The organism is Methylobacterium fujisawaense (genome assembly GCF_039619325.1).
Classification (GTDB): Bacteria; Pseudomonadota; Alphaproteobacteria; order Rhizobiales; family Beijerinckiaceae; genus Methylobacterium; species Methylobacterium fujisawaense.
Genome location: NZ_CP155000.1, coordinates 2,005,864 through 2,032,781, shown reverse-complemented (window position 1 = coordinate 2,032,781; position 26,918 = coordinate 2,005,864). Strand labels below are relative to the sequence as shown.

20 protein-coding genes are annotated in these 26,918 nt (G+C 66.8%); 7 read left to right on the top strand and 13 right to left on the bottom strand.

All coding sequences use genetic code 11. The features are described from left to right. From kdpA to ABC766_RS09620, 5 genes are all read right to left on the bottom strand, one after another. Positions 1-1,716 carry a potassium-transporting ATPase subunit KdpA gene (kdpA, locus tag ABC766_RS09640; RefSeq protein ID WP_345822006.1) on the bottom strand — a complete coding sequence of 572 codons (1,716 nt, stop codon included), beginning with the start codon at positions 1,714-1,716 and terminating at the stop codon, positions 1-3. Between the two features lie 22 nt (positions 1,717-1,738). Further along, a complete protein-coding gene (locus ABC766_RS09635; protein WP_020091582.1) occupies positions 1,739-1,828 on the bottom strand; it encodes a K(+)-transporting ATPase subunit F in 90 nt (29 codons plus the stop codon). Between the two features lie 11 nt (positions 1,829-1,839). Continuing rightward, positions 1,840-1,986, bottom strand: a complete 147-nt coding sequence (locus ABC766_RS09630; protein ID WP_158498429.1) for a hypothetical protein — start codon at positions 1,984-1,986, stop codon at positions 1,840-1,842. A 363-nt stretch (positions 1,987-2,349) separates the two neighbouring features. After that, positions 2,350-2,490, bottom strand: a complete 141-nt coding sequence (locus tag ABC766_RS09625) for a hypothetical protein (RefSeq protein ID WP_164706328.1) — start codon at positions 2,488-2,490, stop codon at positions 2,350-2,352. A gap of 405 nt (positions 2,491-2,895) precedes the next feature. Next, positions 2,896-3,105, bottom strand: a complete 210-nt coding sequence (locus ABC766_RS09620) for a hypothetical protein (protein WP_043755118.1) — start codon at positions 3,103-3,105, stop codon at positions 2,896-2,898. Positions 3,106-3,431: 326 nt separating this feature from the next. Between ABC766_RS09620 and ABC766_RS09615 the strand changes: the two genes are divergently transcribed. The 4 genes from ABC766_RS09615 (at position 3,432) to ABC766_RS09600 (ending at position 8,499) form a co-directional block, all read left to right on the top strand. Next, positions 3,432-6,356 (top strand): response regulator, encoded by a 2,925-nt coding sequence (locus tag ABC766_RS09615; RefSeq protein WP_342140778.1) that lies wholly within the window; start codon positions 3,432-3,434, stop codon positions 6,354-6,356. A gap of 49 nt (positions 6,357-6,405) precedes the next feature. Next, positions 6,406-6,765 carry a response regulator gene (locus tag ABC766_RS09610; RefSeq protein WP_342140831.1) on the top strand — a complete coding sequence of 120 codons (360 nt, stop codon included), beginning with the start codon at positions 6,406-6,408 and terminating at the stop codon, positions 6,763-6,765. A 46-nt stretch (positions 6,766-6,811) separates the two neighbouring features. Continuing rightward, on the top strand, positions 6,812-7,867 hold the full coding sequence (locus ABC766_RS09605; RefSeq protein WP_345822004.1) for an adenylate/guanylate cyclase domain-containing protein: 1,056 nt from the start codon (positions 6,812-6,814) through the stop codon (positions 7,865-7,867). Between the two features lie 68 nt (positions 7,868-7,935). Continuing rightward, entirely contained in the window at positions 7,936-8,499 is a 564-nt protein-coding gene (locus ABC766_RS09600) for a DUF1203 domain-containing protein (RefSeq protein WP_345822002.1), read from the top strand. Positions 8,500-8,572: 73 nt separating this feature from the next. Here ABC766_RS09600 and ABC766_RS09595 read toward each other — a convergent pair whose 3' ends face one another. The 4 genes from ABC766_RS09595 to ABC766_RS09580 form a co-directional block, all read right to left on the bottom strand. Further along, a complete protein-coding gene (locus tag ABC766_RS09595) occupies positions 8,573-11,434 on the bottom strand; it encodes a putative bifunctional diguanylate cyclase/phosphodiesterase (RefSeq protein WP_345822001.1) in 2,862 nt (953 codons plus the stop codon). Next, positions 11,431-12,240, bottom strand: coding sequence for a PstS family phosphate ABC transporter substrate-binding protein (locus ABC766_RS09590; protein ID WP_043347639.1), 810 nt, complete (start codon positions 12,238-12,240; stop codon positions 11,431-11,433). The genes ABC766_RS09595 and ABC766_RS09590 overlap by 4 nt, the downstream gene beginning before the upstream one ends. 75 nt (positions 12,241-12,315) lie before the next feature. Further along, the gene (locus ABC766_RS09585; RefSeq protein ID WP_345822000.1) at positions 12,316-13,353 is read right to left on the bottom strand and encodes a 2Fe-2S iron-sulfur cluster-binding protein; all 1,038 of its coding nucleotides are present in this window, start codon (positions 13,351-13,353) and stop codon (positions 12,316-12,318) included. A 14-nt stretch (positions 13,354-13,367) separates the two neighbouring features. Further along, the gene (locus ABC766_RS09580) at positions 13,368-15,128 is read right to left on the bottom strand and encodes an ethylbenzene dehydrogenase-related protein (protein ID WP_345821999.1); all 1,761 of its coding nucleotides are present in this window, start codon (positions 15,126-15,128) and stop codon (positions 13,368-13,370) included. An 850-nt stretch (positions 15,129-15,978) separates the two neighbouring features. On the opposite strand from ABC766_RS09580, the gene ABC766_RS09575 reads away from it, so the two are divergent. Both ABC766_RS09575 and ABC766_RS09570 read left to right on the top strand, forming a co-directional pair. Continuing rightward, entirely contained in the window at positions 15,979-17,577 is a 1,599-nt protein-coding gene (locus ABC766_RS09575; protein ID WP_345821998.1) for a porin, read from the top strand. 720 nt (positions 17,578-18,297) lie between these two features. After that, complete coding sequence (locus tag ABC766_RS09570) at positions 18,298-18,591, top strand: hypothetical protein (protein ID WP_287089153.1); 294 nt, start codon at positions 18,298-18,300, stop codon at positions 18,589-18,591. Between the two features lie 66 nt (positions 18,592-18,657). On the opposite strand, the gene ABC766_RS09565 is transcribed toward ABC766_RS09570, so the two are convergent. The 4 genes from ABC766_RS09565 to ABC766_RS09550 form a co-directional block, all read right to left on the bottom strand. Then, the gene (locus ABC766_RS09565; protein ID WP_287089154.1) at positions 18,658-20,043 is read right to left on the bottom strand and encodes a sensor histidine kinase; all 1,386 of its coding nucleotides are present in this window, start codon (positions 20,041-20,043) and stop codon (positions 18,658-18,660) included. Further along, complete coding sequence (locus ABC766_RS09560; RefSeq protein ID WP_043347627.1) at positions 20,030-20,710, bottom strand: response regulator transcription factor; 681 nt, start codon at positions 20,708-20,710, stop codon at positions 20,030-20,032. The genes ABC766_RS09565 and ABC766_RS09560 overlap by 14 nt, the downstream gene beginning before the upstream one ends. A 176-nt stretch (positions 20,711-20,886) precedes the next feature. Continuing rightward, the gene (locus tag ABC766_RS09555; protein ID WP_345821997.1) at positions 20,887-22,272 is read right to left on the bottom strand and encodes an efflux RND transporter periplasmic adaptor subunit; all 1,386 of its coding nucleotides are present in this window, start codon (positions 22,270-22,272) and stop codon (positions 20,887-20,889) included. After that, the gene (locus ABC766_RS09550) at positions 22,272-25,541 is read right to left on the bottom strand and encodes an efflux RND transporter permease subunit (RefSeq protein WP_345822712.1); all 3,270 of its coding nucleotides are present in this window, start codon (positions 25,539-25,541) and stop codon (positions 22,272-22,274) included. The genes ABC766_RS09555 and ABC766_RS09550 overlap by 1 nt, the downstream gene beginning before the upstream one ends. A 1,068-nt stretch (positions 25,542-26,609) precedes the next feature. Between ABC766_RS09550 and ABC766_RS09545 the strand changes: the two genes are divergently transcribed. Further along, positions 26,610-26,861, top strand: a complete 252-nt coding sequence (locus ABC766_RS09545) for a PilZ domain-containing protein (protein ID WP_043347619.1) — start codon at positions 26,610-26,612, stop codon at positions 26,859-26,861. The last annotated feature ends 57 nt before the right edge of the window (positions 26,862-26,918 follow it).

Genomic DNA, 26,918 nt, shown 5'->3' with positions numbered 1-26,918 from the left:
TCAGCCCCCCGTCGCGAAGGTCTGGCCGGCCGCGCCCGCGAGATGCTCGACCACGGGGCCGAGGGCCAGCGAGGGGAAGAAGGTCAGGCCGCCGATGATCAGGATCACGCCGACGAGGAGCCCGACGAACAGGCCGCCATGGGTCGGGAACGTGCCCGCGGAGGCCGGGACCGTCTTCTTGGCGGCGAGCGAGCCCGCGATGGCCAGGACCGGGATCTTCACGAAGAACCGGCCGACCAGCATGCCGATGGCCAGGGTGCTGTTGTAGAACAGCGTGTTGGCCGTCAGCCCGCCAAAGGCCGAGCCGTTGTTGGCCGCCGCCGACGTGTAGGCGTAGAGGATCTCCGAGAAGCCGTGCGGGCCGGCATTGGCCGGGCCGGCGAGGCCCGCCGGCACCACCGTCGCCATGGCGGTGAAGCCCAGCATCATCAGCGGCAGGCAGAGGATGCCGAGCATCGCCATCTTCACCTCCTTCGCCTCGATCTTCTTGCCGAGGTATTCGGGGGTGCGGCCGACCATCAGGCCCGCCACGAAGATCGCCACGATCACGAAGATCAGCATGCCGTAGAGGCCGGCGCCGACGCCGCCGATGATGATCTCGCCGAGCTGCATGTTGAGCAGCGGGATCAGGCCGCCGAGCGCCGTGAACGAGTCGTGCATGGCGTTGACGGCGCCGCAGGAGGCCGCCGTGGTGATCACCGCGAACAGCGCCGAGGCGGCGATGCCGAAGCGGGTCTCCTTGCCCTCCATGTTGCCGCCGGTCAGCCCGAAGCTGTTCAGGACGGCGCTGCCGTGGGCCTCGGCCCAGTAGGTGACGAGGACGCCCGCGAGGAACAGGATCCCCATGGCGCCGAGGATCGCCCAGCCCTGGCGCTCGTCGCCGACCATGCGGCCGAAGACGTTGGTCAGCGCGGCGCCGATCACGAAGATCGAGACCATCTGGACGAAGTTCGACAGGGCGGTGGGGTTCTCGAACGGGTGCGCGGCGTTGGCGTTGAAGAAGCCGCCGCCATTGGTGCCGAGCATCTTGATCGCCACCTGGCTCGCCACCGGTCCGAGCGCGAGGGTCTGGTGCGCGCCCTCCAGGGTCGTGGCGTCGACGTAGGCGCCGAGCGTCTGCGGCATGCCCTGCCAGACGAGGAACAGCGTGTAGGGCACGCAGATCGGCAGCAGCACGTAGAGGGTTGCGCGGGTCACATCGACCCAGAACGAGCCGATCGTCCCCGACGAGGCGCGGGCGAACCCGCGGATCAGCGCCACCGCCACCGCGATGCCGGTCGCCGCCGACAGGAAGTTCTGGTGCGTCAGCCCCAGCATCTGGGAGAGGTACGAGAGCGTGGTCTCGCCGCCGTAGGACTGCCAGTTGGTGTTGGTGATGAAGCTGGTCGACGTGTTGAACGCGAGATCCGGCGCCACCGCGGTCTGATCGGCCGGATTGAGCGGCAGCACCGCCTGCAGCCGCAGGATCGCGTACAGCACCGCGAAGCCCAGCACGTGGAACAAGATGACCGCGCCCGTATAGGCCAGCCAGTGCTGCTCCTGGCGGGCATCGATGCCGGACACGCGGTAGAGCCCGCGCTCGACGGGGCCGAGCACGGGTGAGAGGAGGGTGCGCTCTCCGCTGAAGACCCGGGTCATGTACGATCCGAGGGGCTTCACGAGCGCCAGAACGACCGCGCAGTAGAGCGCGATCTGGATCCAGCCGTTGAGGTTCATGGGGGAGATCCGTCAGGGCCGCTCAGAACCGCTCGGGGCGGACGAGGGCGTAGGTGAGGTAGACGAGGAGGCCGGCGGTCACGCAGGCGCCGAGGGCGAGGTCGAGGGTCATGGCGGACTCTCTCAGAGCCGATCGCAGGCGGCCGCGTAGCCGGCGGCGGCGGCGAAGAAGGCGAGCGCTCCTGCAAGGAAGACGATGTCGAGCATGGGGGTCAGGTCCGGTTCGGCGGACCGGCCGCGGAGGTTCCGCACCCGGCCTTGGCCGACCATCAGTGTCGCCTCTAACCGCGTTAGGGTTCGAGCGAGGACCGGGGCGGAACTTATAAGGGTCGCGTTAGGATCGTGCGCGTCCGACGAAGCTCGCACGCAACGCGCCGCAGGCTGCCGGCATCGTCAGCCGCGCGGCGCCGGGGCAGAGCGCACGCCACAGCGCCCGATCCAGCCGGATCACGCCCGCGGCCTCGCCGCGAATGCCGCCATAGATCAACCCACAAGCGTGGCAGCGCCCGGCGACGGGCACGATGGGACAGGCGCAGGGCGCGGCCAAGCCAATCTGCGGCGACCGCCCGGGTGCGGGACAGGACGGCGCTCCGGAGGGCTGGTCGTACAAATCGAGCGCCGTAACCGAGGCGCTCATCGAGCGGTGAAGGGTTCGGGGATGTTCAGAGCCAGCAGCAGGACCGAGATGGCCGACCACGCGCCGAGCGTGACGATCATCAGCGCGAAGACGCGGTCGGCCCGACATTCGGCGAGGATATGGCGGAGGATCTGCATGGGGGAGCTCCATCCGGGCATGTGCCCGGTGGCGCGATCACGTCCTCGTCGGCCGTGAGGATCCAAGACGGCTGCAGAGCATCCGGCGTAGGGATGTCATCAGGATCGCTAGCGACTGCGAGGTCAGGCGTCCCGTCGTCGGCGGCCGTGGTCTGCGGCTGTGCCGCCGGCGCCGTGGCAAGACCGAGGAAGCTCGGATCGAGTTCGTGCAAAAAGCAGGGCGGCGAGCTGTACGCGCCGACTTCCAGGTCGGCGCATGCGGAAGAGGTAACCGTCGGCCCCTGCGGCCGGGATGCGTCTGAAGCCATGATTCGGCCCTTCCCGGTGCGGCTCGTCCGCGCCCGCGGCCGGACATCCGCATCGAAGCGGACGCCGACCTCTGCATCGTCCGTCTCGCGACCGGCCCTATGCCGGTTCGGTCTCGGGCTGTTCGGTCGAACTGAACACGACGTCGCCGGTCCGCTCGCAGATCACGCTCACCGACGTCGCACCCTTCTCCCGATGCTGGATGGGCAGTTGCGCCAGCGCGTAGGCCGTCGCCGCCTCAAGGTCGCACGGCCAGAGCTTGGTAAAGCTCTCGCGCTTTCCCTTACGAAAAGTGATCTTGTAGGCCATTATTTCCTCCGTTTTCACGGAAGATACACTGTACCTGACGCGACGCGACGCCTCGCCCAGACATGGCACCGATGCGTCCGGGGCGGGCACGGATGATCGGCGGCCGTGACGGACCGGCTGAAATCGTCGGTCTGTTTCGAGCGGCCACACCTGTGGGCACATCGTTCACCGCAACGCGACAGCAGTTCTGACGCCGCTTGATCCGACAATTGGACCATGTAACGGTGTCGAATAATGAATAGCCAGGCTTCGGACAACGCGTGTGTCCGGCCTCACGCGGCAAGCCGCGGCGCCCTCGAAGCGTCGTCGTCAGGGTGGTCCGAGCCATGTCTCACACGCCGGCCGGGTCCCCGTTCGAGACGTCTCCGGATGCGGTGGGGGCCGCGATCCGGACCGCCGGATCGCCCGAGGACGGCGTCGCCAGGCACAAGCTCATCGAGGCCATCGAGAGCAGCTCGGAGGGGTTCGCGCTGTTCGATTCGGACGACCGCCTCGTCTTCTGCAACCGGCACTTCCACGATTTCCATCCCGGCCTGTCGGCGATCATCGTCCCGGGCGTGACGTTTGCGGCCATCGCCCGAGCCGTCGCCGAGACCTGCATCGTGCGCGCGGACGGGACGTCGGTCGAGGCGTGGCTGGCGGAGCGGATCGCCCGTTATCGCGCACCGCGCGGGCCGCTCCTCCAGCAGCGCGTCGATGGCCGCTGGGTTCAGGTCAGCGAGCGCAAGATCAACGACGGCGGCGTCGTTGCCGTCTATACCGACGTGACCGAGATCAAGCGTGCCGAGCAGGCGCTCCGGGCGACGCAGGGCCGGCTGACCTACCTGCTGACCGCGTCCCCGTCGATGATCTGCAGTTTCGAGGTGGGCGGCCGCAACGCGCCGACCTTCATCAGCGAGAATGTACGCGATCTCCTCGGCTACGAGCCCGGCGATTATCTGGCCGGACCGGAATTCTGGCTGGAGCGGCTGCACCCCGAAGACCGGGAGCGCGTCCTCGGCGAATTCCCGCATCTGCTCGATCAGGGTCACAACGTCATCGAATACCGGTTCCTGCACGCGAACGGCACCTATCGCTGGGTCCGGGACGAGCAGCGCGTCCTGCGCGATCCGAACGGTCGGCCCGTCGAGGTGGTCGAGTCGTGGAGCGACATCACGGAGCGCAAGGAAGCCGAGCTGGCGCTTCAGAAGCAGACCGCCTTCGTCGAGCTGCTCCAGGCGGCGGCCGCAGCCGCCAACGAGGCGCCGACGGTGGCGGAGGCCCTGCGCTTCTGTCTGGAACGCGTCGCCCACCATGCCGGCTGGCCCCTCGGCCACGCCTACACCCGCGCCGATGACGGAAGCCGGGCCCTCCTGCCGACGGGGATCTGGCATTGCGACACGCCAGAGGGGTTCGCCCGGTTGCGCGCGGCGACGGCCGGGACGCCGCTCGGTCCGGGAACGGGCCTCGCCGGTCGCGTCTTGCTCTCCGGGGCTCCCGAATGGACCCTCGGCGATCCGACGCTGGCCGGAGATCCCCGTGCCCCGGCGGCCGCGCAGGACGGGGTCCGGGCGGGCTTCGGCTTTCCCGTGACGGTCGGGCGCGAGGTGGTGGCGGTGCTGGAATTCTTCGCCCGCGATGCATCGCCGCCGGACGCGTCGCTGCTGCGGGTGATGAGCAATATCGGCGCGCAGCTGGGTCGGGTGATCGAGCGCAAGCAGGCCGAGGAACGTCTGCGGCAGGCCAAGGAGGCGGCCGAGGAAGCCAGCCGTGCCAAGAGCAGCTTCCTGGCCAATATGAGCCATGAATTGCGCACGCCGCTCAATGCGATCATAGGCTTCACCCGGCTGGTGATGCGCCGGGCGAAGGACGCCCTGCCGGTGAAGCAGTTCGAGAACCTCGAGAAGATCCTGGCGAGTTCAGAGCACCTTCTCTCGCTGATCAACAGCATCCTCGATCTCGCCAAGGTCGAAGCGGGACGGATGGAGGTGAAACCGTCCGACTTCACCTTGGAGCCGGTCCTCGACCTCTGCCTCAGGACGGTCGAGCCCCTCGTCAAGAACGAGGGCGTGCAGCTCGTTCGGGATGTCCGGGATACGCCCGCGACCCTCCGGACCGACGAGGAGAAGCTGCGGCAGATCCTCATCAACTTGCTCAGCAACGCCATCAAGTTCACCGAGGCCGGATCGGTGACGTTGCGCGTCCGTCCGGTTGGCGAGAGTGTCGAATTCGCCGTGATCGACACCGGCATCGGCATTCCCGCCGACGCGCTGAATGCGATCTTCGAGGAGTTCCATCAGGTCGACAACAGCGCCACGCGCTCCCACAGCGGCACGGGCCTCGGTCTGGCGATCAGCCACCGGCTCGCCCGGCTGCTCGGCGGAAAGATCGGCGTCGAGAGCCGGGAAGGGGCGGGGTCGACCTTCACCCTCAGCATCCCGATGCGGATCGCCGGCGCCGCCGAGGGACCGCCGACCCCGAGGCCGGCGCTCCCGGTGACGCCGGTGTCCCGCTCGGGCGCCAAGCTCGTGCTCGCGATCGACGACGATCCCAACGTCGTCTACCTGCTGCAGGAGAACCTCGCCGATGCCGGCTACACGGTCATCGGCGCATCGAGCGGCCAGGACGGGCTGCTCAAGGCGCGGGAGCTGCAACCGCGTGCCATCACTCTCGACATCATGATGCCCGGCACCGACGGCTGGCAGGTGCTGCACGCGCTGAAGACCGATCCGCTGACGCGGGACATCCCGGTCGTGCTGATCTCGATCGTCGATCAGAAGGAGCTGGGCTTCCGCCTCGGGGCGACCGACTACATCGTGAAGCCGTTCGAGCGGGAGGCCCTGATCGGCGCCCTCGCGCGGATCGCCCCCGACAACGAGCGCATCCTCGTGATCGACGACGATCCCAACGTTCCCGACCTCGTGCGCCAGCTGCTCAACGCGGAGCAATGCACCGTCGATTGGGTGGCGGACGGGGCGGCCGGCCTGGAGCGTATCGCTCAGGCCCGCCCGAGCGTCATCCTGCTCGACCTGCTGATGCCGCGGATGGACGGCCTCGCCTTCCTGGACGCCCTCCAGGCCGATCCGGTCGGCCGGACGATCCCCGTCGTGGTCCTGACGGCCGCATCCCTGGATACGGCCGAGCGCGACATGCTGCGGGAGCGGGTGCTCGGACTGATCGACAAGAGCGGTCTCGACCGCGCCGCCCTGGTCCGCGAGGTGCGGCGCGTGCTGCCGGTCTTGGAGCTTGAGGCGGCCGACGGTGACCGATGAGCCGTCGGCTACGCCCTGCGCGCCGGCCCGCTCCCTCGGGGATCAACGCATGAAGCGAATACTTATCGTCGAGGATGTCGAACTCAATCGTGATCTGCTGACTCAGTTGCTCGAGGACACGTACGAGCTTGTCATCGCGGTCGACGGCGCTGCCGGGGTCGAGATGGCGATCGCCCACCGGCCCGACATCATCCTCATGGATCTGTCGCTGCCGCTCGTCGACGGCTGGGAGGCGACACGCCGCATCAAGGCCAACGCGTCCACCGCCGCCATCCCGGTGGTGGCGATCACCGCCAACGCGATGACGGGCGACGAGGATCGGGCGCGAGCGGCCGGCTGCGACGACTTCATGACCAAGCCCGTCGACGAAGACCTGTTGTTCGCCAAGTTGCGGCACTGGCTCGATTGAGCCCGGCCGATCCGGCCGCAGTCTCGCGCCGGAGGGAGAAGAACCTGTGGAGCCAGCCCGCATCCTCATCGTCGACGATGAGCCCTTCAACCTCGACCTGCTGGAACAGGAACTGGAAATCCTGGGCCACACGAGCGTCCGTGCGGCCAACGGACGAGCCGCCCTCGACCGGCTGAGCGAGGAGCCGTTCGACCTCGTCCTCCTTGACGTGATGATGCCGGCTCTCGACGGCTATGCCGTGCTCGAACGGATGAAGGTCCACGAGGCATGGCGCCACACGCCGGTGGTGATGATCTCCGCGCTGATGGAGATCGGCAGCATCGTTCGATGCATCGAACTCGGCGCCTTCGACTACCTCCCGAAGCCCTTCGAGCCGGTGATCCTGGAAGCTCGCATCCGCTCGTGCCTGGAGCGGAAGCGGGCGCATGACCGCGAGATTGCACACCTGCGAACGATCGAGCGTGAGCGCAAGCGGGCCGACGAACTGCTCCATGCCATCCTGCCGGTCTCGGCCGTGTCGGAACTGATGGAGACCGGACAGGTCAAGCCGCGCCTGTTCGGCGACGTCGCCGTCCTGTTCGTCGACCTCGTCGGTTTCACGACGTGGTGCCATGGTCAGACACCGGACGTCGTCGTCGCGGAGATCCAGCGCCTGGCCGAAGCGTTCGAGGTCGTCGCGCAGGCGCGGGGCCTCGAGAACATCAAGACGATCGGCGATGCCTTCATGGCAACGGCGAACCTGCTGCGGGAACATGCCGACCCGGTCACGGCCGCGATCCGATGTGCCGCCGACATGGTGGCGGTCGCGGCGGCCGGAGAGCCCGGCTGGCGGATCCGCGGTGGACTCCATATCGGGCCGGTGGTCGGTGGGATCGTGGGCCGGACGAAGTTCACGTTCGATCTCTGGGGCGACACGGTCAACGTCGCGGCGCGCCTGTCGGGCCTCGGCGAGGGAACCGCGCTGCATCTGTCGCACGCGGCGTTTCTGCGCCTGCCCGACCGGCGGAGCGTCCGGCCGATCGGCGCGGTAACGCTCAAGGGCAAGGGCGCGGTCGAAGTCTATCGCCACGCGCTCGGCCTGGGCGATCCGGACCTTACCTGAAGCGCGTGCCGCTGCGCGCTTCGCCGTCTCGCGCACGGGCCTTCACCGATCGTCCCCACGGGACTTGCTTGGCGGATCTGATTGCACAGCAAGAAGCGGGATGCGGCACCTCTGCCACGCGCCGTACAGCGGGTCGCGGAGGAAGAGAGATGACCAGATTTCGATGTGTTCCGATCGAGACGGCGACGGCGGATCGCTTCCGTCGCACGGGCTTCGATGACCGCGGCAATCCGATCCGGCGGATCATCGCGACGGCGAGCGGTCAATTTCCCTGCCGACATTGTCTTAAACTTGCAAAAGCCGGTGAGAGCATGCTGCTGGGATCCTACGATCTCAGGCAGCCGCTCGGCATCTACTGGACCCCGAGTCCGATCTTCCTGCACGAGAGGGACTGCCCGTATACGGAGACGGTCGACGCGGTCGCGCCCATCGTTCGTGCGAATCCGCTCGTCTCCGTTCGGGCCTACGACGCCGATCACCTCTGTCTGTACGACCTCGGACAGGTCTGCCCAGGCGGCGATGTCGCGGAGCCGCTTCGACGCGCCCTCGACGACCCGCGGACGCTCTTCGTCAACATCCACACCGCCCGGCCCGGCTGTCTGCTGTCGCGGGTAGAAGGGGTGACGGACTGAGCCGGAGTGGGCCATCGCCCCGTTGCGCGCGCGAACCGCCCGAGCGCTGAGGGCCGTCAGACACAGGGCGCCTTCAGGCCGCGGCGGTCAACGCGTTCTGCGTGTTGATGAAGTCGGGTACGTCGGCCGCCGGAATCGGCCGGCTCAGCAGATAGCCCTGAACCTCCGAGAATCCGCTCGCCCGCAGCCGGGCAAGCTGTTCCGGCGTCTCGACGCCCTCGGCCGTCGTGGTGATCTTCAGGCTGCGACCGAGTTCGGCAACGACGTGGACAATGGCAGCCGCCTCGTCCTTCTCCAAGAGATTCCGGACGAATGACTGATCCAGCTTGATCTTGTCGAAGCGGAAGGTGTTCAGCGAGCTCAGGGACGAGTAGCCGGTCCCGAAATCGTCCATCGAGAATCGCACGCCCAGGCGACGCAGGCGGGTCAGCATATCGAAGCTCGCCTGATCCTGGCTCAGGATCACGGATTCGGTGATCTCGAGTTCGAGCCGCTGGCTCGGCAGTCGGGTCGTGCGCAGAACCTCCTCGACGAACCGGTCGAGATTGCCTTCGCGGAACTGGATCGGCGAGATGTTGACGGCGACACGCTGCTTGCCCGGCCACCCCATCGCGTCCGCGCAGGCCTTTTGCAGGACGTAAGCGCCGAGGGCGTCGATCAGCCCGGTCGCCTCGGCGACCGGAATGAACTCCCCGGGCGAGATCATGCCCCGCTCCGGGTGATGCCAGCGGGCCAGAGCCTCGAAACTGGTCACCGCGTTCGTCGCCAGATCGAACAGCGGCTGATAATGCAGCGCGATCTGGTCGGTCCCGATCGCCAGCCGCAACTCCCGTTCGAGCCAGCGTCGCTGATTCTGGCGTTCCTCCATTTCCGGCTCGAAGACGCGGACGCGCCGGCCACCGTCGGCCTTGGCGGCATAGAGGGCGACGTCGGCGCGACGCAGGAGATCGTCGCCGTCGGCATCGTCCGCCGCGGAGACCGCGAGCCCGAGACTCGCATCGACGGACACGAACTGTCCGGCGAGGATAAACGGCCGCCTGAGCTGGGTGAGGACCTCGTCCGCCAGCGCGAGAACGCCGACCGGTAAATCCGCCTCCGAGAGGACCACGGCAAATTCGTCACCGCCGAGCCGCGCGACGGTGCCGCCGGGCGGGCAGAGCACGGTCAGCCGTCGACCGACCTGCCGGAGCAACTCGTCGCCTGCCGGGTGGCCCAGGGTGTCGTTGATCCCCTTGAAGTCGTCGAGGTCGAGGCAGATCACGGTCACCGCCCGGCCGTCATGCGCATGGCCTGCCAAGGCCGCGGCCAAGCGATCCGCAAGCAGGGCGCGGTTGGAGAGACCCGTCAGGGCGTCGTGGGTCGCGAGATGGGCGATCCGGGCTTGGGCCGTCACGCTCGCCGTGACGTCCTCATGCGTTTCCACCCAGCCGCCATCCGCCATGGGCTCGACGGTGATCTCGACGCATCGCTCGTCCGCGAGGGTCCTGGTCAGAGACCGCCGGTGCGGGCGGCTCTCCGAGCCCGACCAATCCGCAAGACCGGCCAGCTGGCGGACATCCGCATGCGTCGGTTCGGCTTCGAGCGCCTCCGGAGCGATATTGTAGATCCGGCAGAACTGCGCGTTGAACACCTTGAGGCGACCATGGGCGCCGAACATGCACAGGCCCTGGGACATGTTGTTCAGGGCCGCATCGAACCGCTCGTTCTGCTCCTGCAGCTGCCGCTCGCGTTCCGTCAGGATCGTGTTCTGCCGGAAGACGTCGTCGCGCAGTTGATCCCGCTCCGACAGGGAATGTTCGAGCACGACGACGGCGCGGGCGATGTCGCCGACCTCGTCCGCGCGGTCGATATCGGGCACGCTGACGTGCCAGTTCCCGCGTGCCACCTCGGACACCGTCTGCGTGATGCGCACCAGCGGACGGGTGATCCGGCTGGACAGGATGAGCAGGACCAGGGCGACAAGGCATAGGGTCAGGCCCGCGACGACGCTGAGCGTCCTGAGGAGCGAGCGGGAACTCTCCTCGCCGATGCCGACGACCTTCCCGGTGAGCTGCTGCAACTCACGCAGCGGCGCCGCGACGCAGAGACGGAGATCCGGAGGCTGAGGAAGGCAGCGCGCGACCTTCTCGGCACCGACGACGGCGTGCAGATCCGCGCCCGAGATGTCGCCGAGCCGCGCATCGGCAACGTCGGCACCGGCCGAGGAGAGGAGGTTCGGCCCCGCCAGGATCAGCACGTCGCGTCCGCTCAGCGAAGCGAAAGCGGTCAGGGTCGGCTCGTGCGGTCGCAGGACGCGATAACCGACCAGTCCGCCGATCACGTCGCCGAAATCGTCGAACAGCGGCTGGCCGAAGACATCGGCGACCGCACCGGACTCTTCGGCGGCGAGCGCTTTCGCGAGGCCGTCGTCCCAGCGCACGGACAGCACAAACCCGTTCGCGTGCTCCCGGTCGTTCCCGGCGATCACCGCGCGCAATGCGGTGGCGACGGCCGTCGCCCCGAAGGCCGCATTGGCGGCGAGGAGATCCGCATCGACGCGGTCGGCAGTGAGGGCGCGCAAGTTGACGTCGAAGGCGATCGCTCCGTCGACATCCGCCAGGGCGAGGGCGGGCCGCATGAGCTCCGACGCCGCCACCGTGTTGCCGGAGAACACAGCCTTCACCACATCCCAGCGCTTTGCCATTGTGGCGAAGCGGCGCTCGACATCCTCGCGCTGCATCGCGAGCCGGGCCGCGGCGAGCTTGGCATCGCTCAGGAGGCGATCGGAGAGCTGTGTTTCGGACCAGGTCGTGACTTCCTGCGCCTGTTCCCGCAACGTCTGTTCGGAGCGGAGAACCACGAGGAAAACGAGAGCCGCGAGTGCGATCGCGGCCGTCGAGAGCGTCGCACCGACGAGGCGGGCGCGCAGGGATCGCGAGAAGACGGTGCCCGTCACGGCTTGAGCGGGGCGCCGCCCCGCTCCGCCATCAACTGCCCGGCGCGATCCGACGTGGCGAAGGCGAGGAACGCCGACGCCTCCGCGTCTTTCGTGGCGGTCTTGTAGATGAGCGCCAGGGTCACCGCGCTGGGATAGCCCGGGTCACGCGGCGCCCTGCCGTCGATCGACAGGACCGTGAAATCGCTTGCCAGACCTGGTGAGAAAGGGCCGAATCCGATGGCGCCGGGCGTATCCCGAACGGTCGCGATCGCGTCCTGCGTGGTGGTCGCGGTCTTCGAGCGGCTGGTCAGGACGAGATCACGCCAGCCCGGCATGGTCGCCCGGAGCACCGACAGCGTGCTGTCGGTCTCCTCGCGACGGACCACCCGGATCTTCAGATCGGGCCCGCCGAGGGCACTCCAGTTGTCGATCCCGCCCGAGAAGACCGCGGCCACCTGTGCGCTCGTCAACGTCGCCACGCCGACACCGCGATGAACGAAGATCGCCGACGGAATTCGGATGAGCGGCACCTCCACGAGGCCCTGCGCTTTCTCCGTCTCGGTGAGCGGACGCGCGACCCGCCCGAGCTTCTGGCGCTCACCGCCCACGCTCGCCACGGCCCCCCCGGAGCCAATGCTCGGGGGAACCGAGACGCGGGCTTGGCCATGCTCCGCATTGTAGGAATCGGCGACGGCCTGGAGCATCTCGATCCCGTCGCCCGTACCCACGATCGGGAGATCCTCCGCCCGGACGCCGGTCGACGCGGTCAGAAGGAGAATGGCGAGCGCGGTAGCGCTTCGAACGTTCGCGAATATGGGGCCCATTGCCGCAGAATGCGTCTCGAATGCTTAACCTCAAGTCACCAACTAGGTTGCTTTGAAGATGTGGTTGACGATCTGCTAGGCGACCGGATCCGTTTTCGCGGTCCGATTACCTGCCACGCGCTGGAGAAAACGCTGGAGGAAGTTCGTGTCGGACGGCGGGCTCCGGTTTGGCTTGTGTGTCGCGGCGTAGAACGGATCAGCGTAACAGGTCGCACCGGTCGCGGCCGCCAGGAACTGCACCGCCGCGACCATCTCGGGGGCGCCGGCGGCCAGAACCGTGTCGTCCCGTGTGAGCCTCGGCAGATGGAGGGTCGGCCGCCCGGCTCGGGCGTCGGAGGGTGGGTTGCGACCGCTGCACGTCAAGATCGTCGCCGCCCCCCGGTCGCGCAGCCATTCCAGGGCCGGACGCATGTAGAGATTCTGTGGCTCGCGCGTGCCGGCCACGACGAGCAGGTCGCGCTCCGGCTCACGCAGGCGGCTCGCTCGGGCGACGGCCCAGGCGGGCGCGAAGCCGACGCCGGACGAAACGACGACGAGACGGCCGCGCCCCAACCTGTGAAACGCGGTTCCGAACGGACCCTCGACCTTCACGGCGGTTCCCGGTCCGATCCGTCCGCCGAGCTGCGGCGACACCACGCCGTCGGGCTGCCGGCGGATCTGGAAGATCAATTCGTTCAGCTCGCCGGATCCGTCCACGCGGAGGGTCGGGCTGTAGTCGCGGGCGGGCAGGCCGGCGAAGGAGACGCGAAGGTACTGTCCCGGGAGATAGATCAGCCGCTTGCGCAACGCGACCGTGACCTCGACGATCTCGGCAGTGAGCTCGACCACGCTGTCCACGATGCCGGCCCGCCGCACGACGTCGGGAACCTCGTCGAACTCGATGGCGATGTCCGCGGTCAGGCGCGCCCGGCACGCCAGGACGGTGTCGCCGATGCGGGTCCCGGCATCGTCCACCGAGCCGGAATGGATCCGGACCCGGCAGGTGTCGCACTGGCCGGTGGCGCAATCGTGCGGGATCGCTTGGCCGGATGCCAGACCCGCGTCGAGGAGCGTCTGGCCGACGCCGGCGCTGATGGGCCGGCCATTGACGAGGAGGGAGACGCGATCGGTCATGCTGCGATCCCGCGTCAGCGCAGCAGGACTTCGACCGGCCGCATGTGCCGCGTGTGGCGGGTCTGCGTGTGATCGAAGGCCGAGACGTAGAGGAAGAACTTGCTGCCGGGCAGGAAATCGACGTCGTACTTGCTGCCGGTCGCGATCTTGCGCGAGGCCACCAGGGTCCAATGGTCGTCAGCCCAGTCGGCCGCCGCCGAGATTCCGGCCCGATCGCGCGAATAGCCGTCGGTCATGAGTACACCCGGCATGACGGTCCCGACCGGTATCTCTGCGTCGCCGGCCGCCGAGTAGGCAACCGTCTCGGTCTTCTCGACCATCCACCACGCCGAGCCCGGCGCGGTACTGGCATCGAGGCCCAGATCGATCGTCCCGAGCCTGGCCACGGTGGCCCGCCAGTCCTTGGGCAGCCGCAGCGGCTCGACGGCGCCTTCGTAGCCACCGGGGCCCTCGAAGCGGAAATTGTAGCGGTACGTGCTTGTGCCGGGATCGCCCCAGTAGCCCGCCTGGTAGCGGCCCTTCACCGCCCGCTCCGTGGCGGTCGGCTCGGTGGGAGGCCCGATATGCATGTCCTCGACGACGCCCAGCATGCCGCCCCGGGCCGCCTTCCACTGCCACATGTCGATGTAGCTGCCGTCGGTGGTGTAGTGGTAACCGCGGCCGTTCAGAGGCGCGGGGGCGTCCGGCAAGGGGCGGGCACCGAGATGGGTCGAGCCGCCGCTGCCGAAGGCATCGGAGCGAGAGAAGATCACGGCGAGCTTGTCTTCGTAGTATCCGGTCACGTCCGCCTTGGCGGCGTCCGCGTCGAGGAGATGCCAGCCGTCGGCCTTCTTGATCATCGGCACGCGCTTCAGCGAGCGGGAGGGGTCCCACCACCGAAAAGCGAAGTAGACGTTCGCCCCATCGCGCACCGCGCGGATCTCCACGGTGGTCTCGCCGGTGCCGCCGAAATTGGCGCCTTGCATCGTCCGGACCGAAACCGGTCGGGCGGTGCGCCAGACGGGATCGTCGAGGAGCTTCGACAGGTCGGGCCCGACCGAAACCTTGTCGACCACGAGGGTGGAGCGACCCGTTAGATCCGCCCAGGCCAGCAAACCCACCACGGGCAGGCCGACGATTGCGGCCGCCAGCAAGGGCCGACGGCGGCGGGTCGCCCCGTCCGCCAGGGGCGCGGGGCGGAAGAGCCGCAGGAGCTGCCACAGCCCGCCATACATGAAATGCGCGAGGGTGTGGATGGCGATGTAGGCCAGCGCGCCCAGGGCGCAGGTGGCGTGCAGCCAGACGACCCAGCCGCCGTAGCCGAGATAGAGCGCGATGCCGGTGCCGGTCAGGACGAGGGTGACGGCATAGATCAGCCAGTGCAGGGCGACGTTGACGCCACCCCAGCGCGCCTTCCGCGCCGCCTTGCTCCGGCCGCTAACGCGGATCGCGCGGAGCCGGGACAGGCCATTGCGATCCGTGAGACGTCCGCGCACGAGGTAGACGACATAGGCCGTGATCGCGAAGAACAGGGTGAGACCAGCCACGAAGTGCACGGTCCAGACTTCGCCCTGCGGCAGAAACGGGGCCAGGAATTTCGCGGTGCGCGCCACAGGAGCGTCGGCCGAGATGCGCAGGCCCGTGAGCAGGCTCGCAACCATCGCGCCGGCGACGATCCAATGGATGACGATCGTGCCGGTATCGGAGCGGGGATGCCGGTCGAGGCGCACGCCCGGTTCGGACGGTGCCGCGGCGCCACGAGGCGGATGGGGCGCGAGGGTCAGCGGTTCCGACATTCGATCCTCCGCTCAATCGGCGCAATTTATCCGACCTGCGTTAGGACTTTGTAAATCATAGACCACACCCGGCGATATGGCCGAGCTTTCAAATCCGAGATTCCTCGCGGATATGCTTAACGGCGCCGTCCTGAGCGATCGACCGAATCCCACGTGGCGAAACGGTCCGGCCATCGTGGTTCGGCGACCGATCGCATCGGCTGCGCCATCGTTTCCATTCGGGGTCCGCTGATGCCCGCGGGCAATGGCCGGCGGATCCATGTCGCATCCTGCCGGCCTGTTCCGTCCGGCTGGTAGGGCGGGCCGGCCATCGAGCGACATCGGCACGGCATTCGGTCCAATGCACGCTCAGGAGCGTCAGCGCCTCGCTCGGGAGCATGACCGCAGAGGCGTTCGGTCTCCCCGGACCGATGGGGCCGCCGGCGGGAACACGGGGCGCGGACGGCGATCCGTTTCGATGGCTGCGCGCGACATCGCGACGGCGGACAGGCGCCGCGGCGCCGCCACTCACCCGGACGATGGGCGATCCCGTCCGTGGCTTGCCCCCTGACCAGGACCTTGCCCAGCCGCGGAAACGTCGCAACCGCGAAGCCGGCGCGCGTCGTCGTCGTTTCGAGATTCAGATACAAAAACAAATTTAAGGAACCTAATTGTAGTTGAAAAATACAAGTGTAATTTATTTGTAAAATCATTACTTGATAGATACGGTCAAGCTGCCGATCGATAGGCCGGCCAAATCTCCAAAACACTGCGACGTCGCATCGTGCCGGTCTTCCCGCACGCGCGTGAACGCGGATCATTGGGTTGACGCTGGCACCTCCATGGCCACGGCGTCGGATGCGGGGACACCATGACCAAAATCAAGGCGCTGTTACTGGGCTCTTCAGCTCTGATGCTTCCGATTGCAGGCGCACAAGCCGCAGATTTGCCGACCCTGAAGTCAGCGCCAGTCGAATTCGTGCGCGTTTGCAACGCGTACGGAGCGGGCTTTTTCTATATTCCCGGCACTGATACCTGCCTCCGCATATCCGGCAGGGCGCGGTATGACTTCCTGTATCAGACCAGCAAGGTCCGCACCGGCGGCGGCGGCGACCTGACCGGATATCTGGGCCTGATGCGGATCAACCTCGATGCGCGGACCCAGACCGATTACGGAACCCTCAGAGCCTTCCTGCGGGTCGACGTCGCCAACCGCAGCGGCCCGTTCCTGACCTCCGGATCGAGGCAGCGCGAGAGCTTGGCGATCGCCGGACTCGGCGCCGACGCGTTCGGGCGCACGCAAACCTACATCAACGCCGACAAGGCGTTCATTCAGTTCGCCGGCCTGACCGCGGGCCGCGCCTCCTCGTTCTTCGACTTCTATGCCCACGACTTCGAGCTGATCGGCGGAACGGCCGGATCCGACACGTTCAGCACGAACCTGCTCGCCTATTCGGCGACGCTCGGGAACGGCGTCACCCTGACGGCCTCCATGGAAGACCCGGTCTATCGCCGCTTCCCGATCTTCGGCACGGGGGCCGCTGTCGGCGCCTTCACGGCGGGCGGCGGGTTCGCGGGCTACAGCAACGCCTTCAACCCGTTCACGCCCGCGACCTTCCTCGCGCCGATCGTGGTCGGTCCCGGCAACGTGGCTTTCGTCGATGTGACCCAGAAAAGCCGGATGCCCGACTTCATCGGCGTGGCACGCATCGATCAGGCCTGGGGATCCGCCCAGGTGTCGGCCGCCGTCCACGAGATCAATGCGGGCGACGCCGGAAGCACGGTGGGTGGCATCACCACGGCCACCGCCGGTCTCGGCATATCGCCCACGGGGCGCGCGTCGAACGCCTATGGATGGGCGGTCCAGGGCGGCCTGAAGGTCAATCTGCCGTTCATCGCGACGGGCGATACGCTGTACCTTCAGGGCGCCTACGGGCAGGGTGCCATCGCCTATACGGGCATCTCGAACTACACGGCTCCGTACGATGCCCTCGGCGCAGCGCCCGTGGGTGGCGGCTCGTTCGCCCAATACTACGCCGATGCGGTCCTCAACCCCACCACGGGCCGTCTCGAGCTGTCGACGTCATTTTCGGCCGTCGCGTCGATGCTTCACTACTGGTCACCGGCCTGGCGGTCGGCCTTCTTCGGAAGCTACGCTCAGATCGATTACAATTCGAAGGGCCGCAATGCCCTCGGCCTCCTGGGCTTCGGCTTCGCGCCGGCCGGCGCCAGCGCCTCCAATGCCCTGGCCTTCGCCACAAGCCCCGTCCTGAGAGGAAACAACCAGATCATCACCGGCGCGAGCCTAATCTGGACTCCGGTGAAGGACCTGGATATCGGGGTCGAGGGCGAGTACATCCGCACCGCCCTCAACAATGGTGTGACGCCCGACATCTCGAAGAACGCGCTGCGCTACGTGAGTTCTCAGGACGCGGCCCAGTTCCGCTTCCGTGTGCAGCGGGACTTCTGAGCGCCAGCGACGCGCGCAACCACTCACAACAAGAGATCTCGAGCCCAGCCATTCGGCTGGGCTTTTGTTTGACCGGAAGACGATTGGGAATTTTCGGTTTTGTTCGGCAAATAAAACTTCTTTTAATTGATACTTCCGCGGAATGAGCTACAACTAATACAGCTCTTCGGCGGCTCGCTTCGCCTCCGGTCGAGCAGATGCTACGGTTTCAGATCGGCGGGCCCGGGTACCAGGGCAGGGCCGACCTGATCCAAAGCTTCAGACCCAAAGACTCTGCCGACCGGGCAACCGGTCGGCTTTTTCATGTTCGACGCCGGCCGGCATCCAGATGAGCGATCTCCTGCACCATCTCCCGGGTCAAAGACCGGGTTTTGCAGGCCGTCGAGCGCTACCCCGCACGGCCCTTCATTCCGTCTAGACCTGTTGCGCGACCGTCGGGGGGGGGGGCGGCTCGAACAGCCGTCGACTCGTCCACCGACCCACATGCCAGCGAAATCCGTGCATAGGGTCGCGTCCGCGATCCCGGCGCGGCGGGCTCGAACGCCGTTCGCGCTGCACTCCGCCTTCGCCAAGGTCAAAAATTCAAAAATCCTTTCAAGATTGAAGCCGAAACAAAGAGCGAAAGAATTATTCTGCAATAAAATATAGCATTTAAACCGTCTGTGATGCATGTATTACTCACGTCGCCGGTTCGCGACAGAACAAAGACGGGAGATTATCATGAAGAGCATTGTCCTGGCCTGTTCCATGGGCGCCATGCTGATCGCGGCTCCGGCGTTCGCGCAGGATGGAGGTCCGTCGATCGATCCGAGCCTCATCATCCGGACAAACGGCAGCGGTCTCGACGCGTGGTCCGCCTCCGAGGGCAACGACAAAGCCGGCGGCATGTGGGAAGGCGCGACCGGCTACAGCGCGGCCGTTCAGCGGCCTGCCTCGATCGGAACGGTCCCGGCCAATCCTCAGTGGAGCCGCTACAACGCCCGCGAGCGTCGACACGGGCGGTCGTCCTACTGAGACGCCGCATCGGAAGCTCTGCGCGCCTGGCGCTCCTGACGACGGGAGTGGCCGGGCGCGGCGGCGCTACAGGGCAGGGGCGGGGACAAGGTCGATGGACGGCGCGTTCGCGACCGTGCGGGCCCATCGGAAGGTGACGCAGCAGCCGGCCCCGTCGCTGGCGATGTCGAAGGTGGCACTGTGGAGCCGCGCGATGGAATCGACCAAGCTCAGGCCGATCCCGAAGCCACTCTTGTCGGTCTTCAAGGCGCCGCGACGGTACCGCGCCCGCACCGCGCTGAGTTCGTCCGCCGGGATGCCGCAGCCGGTATCGACGACGCGGATGCCCGCCGGATGCTGGAGCAGCGTGACCGCGACCTCTCCGCCGGCCGGGGTGAACTTCAAGGCGTTGTCGATCAAGTTGCTCGCAGCCTCGAAGATCAGGCTGCGATCACCCTCCACGAGGCAGGGCCCGTCCGGCCGCTCCCAGCGCATCCGGATGCCGCGCTCCACGGCCAGCGGCTCGTAATACTCGACGGCATCCTCGAGCAAACGCCCGAGATCGACCTCGGTGAAGCCCGATCGGCGCAGCCGGTCCTCCATCTCCGAAATCCGCAGCAGCGCCGAGAAGCGCACGACGATCGATTTGACCTCGGCAAGCACGTCCTCGTTGCAGGCCCGGAATGCCTCGACGCTGTCGGCCTTGCGCAGCGACCGTTCCAGCGTGCCGACCACCCGGGTCAGCGGGGTCCGCAGGTCGTGGGCGATGTTCTCGTTGACACCCTTGATCTCCAGCATCAGCCGCTGAAGCTGATCCAGCATGTCGTTGACCACACGCGTGAGGTGCGCGAGGTCGGCCGAGACGCCGCGCGTCGGCAGACGCTCGCTCAGATCGCCCCGCATGATGCGCTCCACCGCCTTGGTGATCGCATCGTTCTGCCGCAGGGAGCCGGCCCCGAAGACCACGGCGCCGATCAGACCGATGACGATGGTGGCGATCATGCCCCAGACGAAGGTCTCGACCAGCGCCTTTTCCAGGGTCTCCAGATCCTTGGCAGACCGGCTGACGAGGACATACTCGCCGCTTGGCAGCTCCGTGAGTTGGCTGAACAGCGCGCGGGTGCCGTGATCCGTCGGCTGTGACAGGATGAACGGCCGGCCAACCGGCGCCGTGACCGGGAAGGGGATCGGTGCGCCGGCCCGGCGCGTCTGATCGGGCCCGAACAGCACCAGCGGGCGGCCGCCTTCGGCGAAATCCTCGGAGGCGTCGATCCGTTCGCGCAGCGCGCGCGGGGACAGCCCCAGAAGATGCTTCGACTCCCATCCCACCCATTCGAACGCGGCCTTGCGGCCGTAGCTGCGCGTGTCGACGTACAGGAAGGCCGACAGCGCGAGCGACGCGGTTCCGAAGGTCGCGAAGAACAGGCAGGCGACCCGGAAGCCGCTCGTGCGCCGGACTTCAAGCAGGCGCACGGAGAATGAACCCTGTGTTGCGCACGGTATGGATGCGGGGGTTCAGCCCGTCGGGATCGAGTTTCTTGCGGATCTTACCGATATGGACGTCGATGACGCTCGACTGGTGATTGAAGCTGTAGCCCCATACGGATTCGAAGATCATTTTCCGGCTGACGAGGGTGCCGGCGTTCTGCATGAGGAACTCGATGATCGCGAATTCCTTGGGCAGGAGTTCGATCTCGCGCTCGGCGCAGTAGAGGACGCGGTCGATCAGATCGAGGCGGAGGTCGCCGACGACGAGTTCGTTGACCGCCTCGGCGGCCATCTTGCGGCGGGCCAGCGCGTCGACGCGGGCGGTGAGTTCGATGAACTCGAACGGCTTGGCGAGGTAGTCGTCGCCGCCGGCGCGCAGGCCGTCGACGCGCTCGTTGACGGCCGAGAGGGCGCTGAGGATCAGGACCGGCGTCGAGACCTTGGCGGCGCGCAGCTTGGTCAGCAGCGACAGGCCGTCAATCTCCGGAAGCATCCGGTCCAGAACGATCACGTCAAATTTACCGTCGAGGGCCTTGCGTAATCCGATACTGCCGCTTGGGGCCTCGTCAACCTGAAATCCGTATTCCGCGAGTGCCGATCCGATCTCGGCCGCGACCCGCCGGTCGTCCTCTACCACCAATACGCTGGCCATCCGTTTTTCCTTCTTATTTTGTATTCGTCGGCTCTGCTTGGTCTCCTGCAGCTCGGAGGAGATGCCGGAAATATCCTCTTCGGTTCCGGAGTCAAATGGGGACGGCTCGCGGCTATCGCTCTGAATCATCGGGTCGGCAAAGCTTACAGGTGAGCGCGGGATCTGAACCATGCGCCTCACTCCGCGCTCGCCTGCTCGGAGAGCTTGGCTGTGGGGATCCGGGAAGCGGTGGGGCCTTTCGGAACGACCCGGCCGCCTTCCCGGAGGTCGGCAGGCGGGTTGAGGACGACCGTTTCACCGCTGCTGAGGCCGCTGCGCAGCTCGAGGCGGGTGCCGAGATCCCGCGCGATTGTGATCGGCCGGAGATGCACGGTGTTGTCCGCGCCGACCACGGCGACCTGCGTTCCGCCTGCGTCGAAGATGAGCGCCTCGGACGGGATGACCACGCGCGGGTGCATGCGCGGGACCTCGAAGGTCACGGCGACGTAGAGGCCCGGTCGCAATGTTCCCTCCGGATTGGCGACGTCCACCTCGGTGTCGAGCGTCCGGACCGAGGATTGGAGGGCGACCGAGCTGCGCGACACCGCGCCCGCGAAGGTGCGATCCGGAATCTGCGCAACCTGAACGCGCGCCTTCACGCCATCATGGATACCCACCGCCGCCGATTGCGGCACCTGCACGGTCACGCGCAGGACATCGATGCTGTCGATCGAAAAGAGCGGCGTCCCGCTGCCGGCATCGCCATGGACGAGGTCGCCGACGTCGACCTTGCGGGCGACGATGATGCCGTCGAAGGGCGCGACCACGTTCTCGAAGGTCGTCAGGGTGCGGAGCCGTTCGACGGTGGCCTGCTGCGCGGTGATGTTGGCCTCCGCGACCTTCACCTTCGCCTGCGCGGCGGCAAGGGAGGCCGTGGCCGTCAGCATGCCGGCGCGGGTCTGGTCGGCATTCTGCTTGGATGCCCAGCCCTGACCGGCCAGGGTCGCGGTGCGCGCGTCGGTGACGTTGGCGAGCGTCACGTTGGCTTTGGCCTGCTCCACGTCCGCCTGCGCCACCGCCAGTTGGGCCTTGAACTGACCGAGCTGGGCTTCGGCCTGCCGGGCCTGCTGATCCAGGTCCGGTGCGGCGATGCGGACGAGCAGATCGCCCTTCTTCACCCGCGAGCCGATATCGACCTTGCGTTCGGCGATGTAGCCGGTGGCACGGGCGAAGATGTCGGCGTGGTCGAACGCCTCGGTCTGCCCCGGCAGGGTCAGCCGCATCGGCCCGTCATCCACGGTCGCTGGGCCGGTGCGGACCGTAGGCACGAAGTCCACAGCCTCGGCCTGGGTCTCCAGCGACGCCTGATAGACGTCCCAATGGTGCCACGCGCCGAGCCCGAGGGCGCTGCCGAGGGCGAGGAACGCCACCAGGAAGGGCCGCTTGCGCGGCGGCGGTGGCGCGGCCTGGGCCAGGGTCTCCCCGGCCTCGTCCCGCCGCAGCGGATCGACCTCGAGCGCGTGCTGGTGCGCCCGCGCGGCAGGCTCGGCGCCGGCCTCGGGAGGGTCGGTGAAAGCGGTCATCAATAATCCTCGAGGGGCTTGATCGGCTGACGCCGGAGCAGGGTGTAGAGGAGGGGGACGAACAGCAGCGTCGACACGGTTCCCATCCCGATCCCGCCCATCACCGCGCGGGCGAGGGCGGCGTTCTGCTCGGCGCCTTCGCCGGCGCCGATCGCCATGGGGATCAGGCCCAGGAACATGGCGGACGCTGTCATCAGCACAGGCCGCAGGCGGGTATGCCCGGCCATGAGGGCGGCCTCGCGGGCCGAGCAGCCGGTGGCTTCCCGATGCTCCTTGGCGAAGGTGACGAGCAGGATCGAGTTCGCGCTCGCGACGCCGACCGACATGATCGCCCCGAACAGGGCCGGGATCGAGAACGCCGTGCTGGTGATGAACAGGCTCATCACGATGCCGCAGAAGGCGAGCGGAAGCGCCGCGATGACCACGAAGGGATCGACCCAGGTCTGGTAGTTCAGGACGAGCAGCAGGTAGACCGCCACCAGGGCGATGCCGAGCCCGAGCTCGATCCGCGAGAACGCGCTCTCCATGCTCTCGATCTGGCCGCGGACCAGGATCCTGTCCGGCGCCGGGAGCTGAGCCTGTTCGTCGGCGACGATCCGGTCGACGGCGGTGCGCACGCTGCCGAGATCGGCGTTCTGGACGTTGGCGAGGATGTCGAGGGTCGGCTGCTGGTTGACGTGGTTGATGACCGTCTGCTCCGGCTGCCGCTGCATCGTGGCGATGTTCGACAGCAGGATCGGAATGCCCGGCTTGTCCTGCCCGTTCGCATGGACGGAGACCGGCGTATTCATCAGCTGATGAATATCGGCGTTGCGCCATTCCGGCGTCTGGACCCACAGCTGATAGGGCATCCCGGACTTCGGATCGGCCCAGAAGTTCGGGCTGACCTGGAATGAGCCGGAGAGCGAGACGTTCAGATTCTGAGCGATGGATTGTTCGCTGACCCCCATTTCGGACGCCAGCCTCCGGTCGACATTCACGTACATCTGCGGCGCGTCGACGATCTGGTGCAGGTGGACATCGACCGCGCCTCGGACCGCCGCGATGCGGCGGACGAGATCCCGCGCCACGGCCAAGTCCTTGTCGTCGTGACGTCCGGAAACTTGAACGTCGATCTGGGCGACGGTTCCGAAGTTGAGGATCTGCGTGATGATGTCGGAGGGCTGGAAGTAGAAGATATCGTCCGGGAAGGCCTCGTGCAGAACCTTGCGCAGGCGCTTTTCATAGAAGGAAATCGGCTTGTGCTCGCCCTTCAAGTTGATCAGCATCTGCCCGTCGTTGTAGGCGACGAAGGAGGCGTCCATGAACGCGAAATTGTAGTTCGATGCCGGTAGGCCGATATTGTCGAGGATGAGTCCGAGTTCGTCCGTCGGGACGACCTGCCTGACGACGTCCTCGACCTGCGCGAAGGTCTTTTCCGCCTGCTCGATCCGCTCGCCGGGCCGCGTGCGGATGTGCAGCGTCATCTGGCTGGATTCGATCTGCGGGAAATAATCCTGCCCGACGAAGGGAAAGATCGCCGCGGTCACCGCGAAGACGGCCATCACGCCGACCAGGGCGCGGGCCGGGTGGCTGATTACGGCGGAGAGCAGTCCAACATAGCCGGCGTGGAACCGCGCGAAGCCCCGCTCGAAGGCCGCCCGGAAGGCGAGGGCGCCACGCACCGGATACCGCAACGCCCAGACGAGCGGCCGCACCGCGAAGCCGAGCACGCGCCCGAGGACCGAGCGGCGCCGGGGCGCCGCGGATTCTTCGGTTCCCGGCTCCGACCCGCCGTGATGCTGCGCGTATTCCGGGGCGACGAGGACGTCGATCAGGATCGCCACCAGCGTCCGAGACAGCAGGTACGAGGTCAGCATCGCGAAGACCACCGCCTCGGCCTGCGGGACGAAGAGGTAGCGGGGCGCATCGGTGAGGAAGAAGACCGCCGAGAAGGCCGAGCAGATGGCCAGCGTCGAGATCAGGGCCGGCTTGGCGATGCCGGCGACGCCCTCGACCACGGAGCGCCTGAACGAGAAGCCCTCCTCGAACATCCGGTAGGTGTTCTCGATCGCCACGGTGGCATCGTCCACCAGGATACCCACCGCCAGGGCGAGGCCGCCCAGGGTCATCACGTTGATGGTCTGGCCCAGGGCGACCAGGATCGACAGAGAGGTGAGGATGCAGAGGGGGATCGAGACGAGCACCACGATGGTCGAGCGCCACGACCCCAGGAACAGCAGGATCGCGAGGCCTGTGAGGCCGGCCGCGATCACCGCTTCGCGCACCACGTCGGAGATGGCGTCCGAGACGAAGACCGACTGATCGAACAGCGGCGTGATCGTCATGCCCTTCGGCGCGGCCGCGTGGATGTCGGGCAGGGCGCCCTTGACGGCATTCACGACGTCCAGGGTCGAGGCCGCGCCGTTCTTGAGGACCTGCAGCAGGACCGAATGGTGCCCATCCGCGCGGACGATGTTGATCTGCGGCGGCGAACCGTCCCGGACATGGGCGACATCGCGCAGCAGAACCGGCTGGTTGTTCTCGACCTTGATGGGAATGCGGTTGAGCTGATCGACCAGCTGCGGACTCGAATTCAGGCGCACGGTGTATTGCTGCGTCCCGATCTTCGCGAGCCCGGAGGGCACCACGAGGTTCTGCTTGAGGACCGCGTTCAGGACATCGAGCGGCGTCATGCCGATCGCACGCAGCTTGGCGGGATCGAGATCGACCATGACCTGACGCGGTGCGCCGCCATAGGGCGACGGCAGCGTGGAGCCCGGCACCTCGGCGAGCCGCCGGCGGGTCCGGTACTGCGCGTAGTCGAAGACCTTGGTGAGCGGCAGCTTGGATGACGACAGCGCCATCTGGATGACCGGCACCGAGGAGGCGGAGAAGCGCATGATGACCGGGGGCTGCACGCCCGGCGGCATGCGCGAGCGGATCGCGTTCATGGCCGAGTCGACCTGGGTCATCGCCAGATCGATGCTGACCGCCGAATCGAAGTAGATCCGCTCGGTCACGGTGCCCTGGATCGACGTCGATTCGATCCGCCTGATGTTGTTCACGTTACTCGACAGCGAGAACTCGCTGTAATTCGTGATCCGCTGGACCATGTCGGTGGCATCGAGGCCGTTGTAGGTCCACACCACGACCACAACCGGTATGTCGACGGCGGGAAGGACGTCCTTGGGGGCTACGGCAATGGAGCCGACGCCCGCGAGGAACATCAGGACGGCAAGAACATAGAAGCTCTTGCGAAACTTCAGGGCGAACCGGACGAGTTCCATGTGACCTGTCGGATCTTCCATCACGATCCGGCTCGCGTCCCGGGCGGCCGGGCCGCGGGAACATCGAGCAGATCATGCCTCGTTTTCAGAGAGAACACAGGGCGAATGCCCGGCGCGGAAGAGATATAGCTTTCGCTGAAACACTCTTCGAATGAATTCGACACGACAATCTAAAGCGGATTTCAAGAAATTAAAAACGCCCCAGCTCTCTTAAGGATCGCCGGGCTCCATACCGGCGATGTGCTGCGGCACCGGACGCCGATGGCGGCGCGCCGGTCGAAAATTAAAAGGTATTTTGGAAAAAAATTGTATTTTTACTGCCAGAAGACTTATTTAATTGCGTCTCTTGCACATCCTGCACGATCATTCTGGCGCCGCTCCGACCGATCCGGTGCCATTGCCGCGTATCGCGGGGCTGCCCGTGCCACGCGACCCGGGGTGCCGGGGTGGCTCCGATGTCTCGCGTGATCGAACCGCAGGGCCTCGTTTCGGCCGGGTTGCGGCCTGTGCGCTCACCCCGTGCCATGGCGGCGAGCGAATCTCTCGGACACCTGAGCGGCCCCCGTTACCGCCGCTCCGGGGCGGGATGAAGACGCCGATCGATCGGCGTCTGTGCTGATGATGTCAGGCTCGACGAGGAGTTAAGCCGGTGGTCGGACGATACCTGGGGCTCCTCATCCTGGCCTTGACGCTGCTGCGCTTGGTCGGGTCCGCGCGTGCGGAGAGCGAGATGGCGGCAGGGGGCGCGTTCATGAGCAGCTACACGTCGGATCCCTATTTCGATCCGCGGTCGCGATATTCTCAAGTGCATTCAGCCGGAGACATCCGCGGTCAGCCGATGTTGGCGGAACCCGGCGATGCGCCGGCGCCGTGCAGGCTCTTCGACAAGGCGTGCGCGGATGCCTTCGAACGCGCACGCCGGCACGCCTATCCTTCGACCTCTGCGTGCGTGAGGTCGGCGGCGGGCCGCAGCCGTCATGGCAGGCCCATTCCGGCAATTCGAATGAATCCGTGAAGACCTTTTTGAGCCCTCGCCACTAGCTTGACCCTGTTTGGGGTCGAGCTGTCATGATCGAAGAGCGAAGCGCCCGGCGCGTATCAGTCAACTTGCACGGACGTATCGCGGTCGCGGGTCACCCGACGATACCCTGTGTGGTCCATGACATGTCCCGCTGGGGCGTGCGCCTCCGGCTGGTCGGCACGGAGCGGGTTCCCGCTGAATTCCAGCTGACGATCGACGCCACCGAGAAGGTGATCGGTTGCGAGACGGTCTGGAAGAATGCCGACGAGATCGGGGCCCTGACCGATCTGATGGAATGATCGTCGCGTCTCGGGAGCGCGGCGAGGCGGCGGGCCGCGTCAGAGTGGTGGACGCCG